Here is a 2,500-nt window from a genome sequence, read left to right on the forward strand (position 1 = left end):
GCGCCTCCTACGGCGGCGCGCTCGGGGTGACCTCGACCTCGGGTCCGGGCATCGCGCTGAAATCGGAGACCATCGGGCTCGGCGTGATGATCGAGCTGCCGCTGGTGGTCATCGACGTACAGCGCGGCGGCCCGTCCACGGGGCTGCCCACCAAGACCGAGCAGGCCGACCTGCTGCAGGCGATGTTCGGCCGCAACAGCGAGTCGCCGGTGGCGGTCGTGGCGCCGTCCACGCCCGCGGACTGCTTCGACGTCGCGCTGGAGGCCGCGCGCATCGCGCTGACCTACCGCACCCCGGTGCTGCTGCTGTCCGACGGTGCGGTCGCCAACGGCTCCGAGCCGTGGCTGATCCCGGACGTCGAGAACCTGCCGGACCTGCGGGTGCGGTTCGCCTCGGAGACCAACGCCGCCGACGGGTCGGAGGAGTTCTGGCCGTACGTGCGGGACCCGGAGACGCTGGCCCGCGAGTGGGCCGTGCCGGGGACGCCCGGCCTGCAGCACCGGGTCGGCGGGCTGGAGAAGGCCGACGGCAAGGGCAACATCTCCTATGACCCGGACAACCACGACCACATGGTGCGGCTGCGGCAGAACAAGATCGACGGCATCGACGTGCCGGACGTCACCGTCGACGATCCCGGCGACGGGCAGGCGCGGGTGCTGGTGCTCGGCTGGGGATCCTCCTACGGGCCGATCGGCGCCGCGTGCCGCCGCGTGCGCAGCCGGGGTATGGCGGTGGCGCAGGCGCACCTGCGACACCTCAATCCGCTGCCCGGCAACCTCGGCGACGTCCTGCGCTCCTACGACACGGTCGTGGTGCCCGAGATGAACATGGGCCAGCTCGCCATGCTGCTGCGGTCGAGATACCTGGTCGACATCCGCTCGCACACCAAGGTCGCCGGTCTGCCGTTCAAGGCCGAGGAGCTGGAAGAAGTCTTCACCGATGTGATCAAGGGGGTCGTGGCCGCATGACCGCCGACGTACTCGTGACCGCGGAGGCAGCGAAGTGACCGCCACCGATCTCGGTCTGCCGGCCATCGGCGGACTGGACCTGGTACCCAGCACCGACGAGCAGCAGAAGGCCAAGGACTACAAGTCCGACCAGGAGGTGCGCTGGTGCCCCGGGTGCGGCGACTACGTCGTGCTCAACACCATCCAGTCGTTCCTGCCGAACCTGGGCCTCAAGCGTGAGAACATCGTGTTCGTCTCCGGGATCGGGTGCTCGTCGCGCTTCCCGTACTACATGAACACCTACGGGATGCACTCCATCCACGGCCGGGCGCCCACGATCGCCACCGGGCTGGCCACCACCAGGCCCGACCTGTCGGTGTGGGTGGTGACCGGCGACGGGGACGCGCTGTCCATCGGCGGCAACCACCTGATCCACGCGCTGCGGCGCAACGTCAACGTCACGATCCTGCTGTTCAACAACCGGATCTACGGGCTGACCAAGGGCCAGTACTCGCCCACCTCCGACCAGGGGATGGTCACCAAGTCCACCCCGATGGGCTCGGTGGACACCCCGTTCAACCCGGTCTCGCTCGCGCTCGGGGCCGAGGCGACGTTCGTGGGCCGGGCACTGGACTCCGACCGCAAGGGTCTGAACGAGGTGCTCGGCGCCGCCGCACAACACCGCGGCTCGGCGCTGGTGGAGATCTACCAGAACTGCCCGATCTTCAACGACGGCGCGTTCGAGGTGCTCAAGGACTCCGACGAGGCGGCCCGCCGGATCATCCCGCTCACCACCGGGGAGCCGATCCGGTTCGGCCCGGAGGGCGAGTTCGGCGTCACCCGCAGCGGCTGGGGCGGCCTGGAGGTCGGCAAGGTCTCCGAGATCGGGGAGGACAACCTCGTCGTCCACGACCCCACGATCACCGACACCTCGTACGCCTTCGCGCTGTCCCGGCTGGGTGACCAGAACCTGACCAACACGCCCACCGGCATCTTCCGGCAGGTCCAGCGCCCCACCTACGACGACCAGGCGCGCGAGCAGGTCGCGCAGGCCCGGCACGCCAAGGAGCCGGACCTGCAGGCGCTGCTGCGCGGCAAGGACACCTGGACCGTCGAGTAGGCCGAATTTCGGATGCCCGGAGTCCGTGCCCGTGCGGCGGCGGACTCCGGCACCCCGGCCACTCGGGCGGACGGGGCTGTCGGCCGGGTCTGCGTGGTCAGCCGTTCAACGGGCGGAAACCGACCCGTTCGGCGTCCTCCGGGGTCCGGAACCAGACCTCGGCGACCATCTTCGGGAAGTCCGGGGAGCGCTCGTCGCAGTACCGCAGTGCGGTGACGCTGGCCTTGACGGTGTAGTCCGCCGAGGGCCGTTCCCCGCCCGGCAGCGGCATCGCCGAGCCGGGCCCGAACGGGCCCGGGGTGCGCTCGGGCGAGCCCGGATTACCCCGTGCGGGTGGGTTCCCGCCCCCGGAGGGCGTGGGGTCGAACAGCGACCCGCCCCTGGACCGGGACGTCGGAGCGGCATCTCCGGCCGCGGGCCCGGTGCCGTCGGC

General features: G+C 70.7%; 2 protein-coding genes and 1 pseudogene. 2 read left to right on the forward strand and 1 reads right to left on the reverse strand.

From position 1 onward, the window contains the following. Both SACHA_RS0109880 and SACHA_RS0109885 read left to right on the forward strand, forming a co-directional pair. Positions 1–968 (forward strand): annotated as a pseudogene (locus tag SACHA_RS0109880) (2-oxoacid:acceptor oxidoreductase subunit alpha); the annotation flags it as partial. Between the two features lie 34 nt (positions 969–1,002). Beyond that, positions 1,003–2,067: a 2-oxoacid:ferredoxin oxidoreductase subunit beta gene (locus tag SACHA_RS0109885; protein ID WP_019809334.1), complete on the forward strand. Its 1,065-nt coding sequence runs from the start codon at positions 1,003–1,005 to the stop codon at positions 2,065–2,067. Positions 2,068–2,164: 97 nt separating this feature from the next. Here the strand turns inward: SACHA_RS0109885 and SACHA_RS26110 are convergent. After that, on the reverse strand, positions 2,165–2,500 hold a 336-nt coding region (locus SACHA_RS26110; protein WP_028663040.1), incomplete at its 5' end, for a sunset domain-containing protein.

It is taken from the genome of Saccharomonospora halophila 8, assembly GCF_000383775.1.
In the GTDB taxonomy this organism is placed as follows: domain Bacteria; phylum Actinomycetota; class Actinomycetes; order Mycobacteriales; family Pseudonocardiaceae; genus Saccharomonospora; species Saccharomonospora halophila.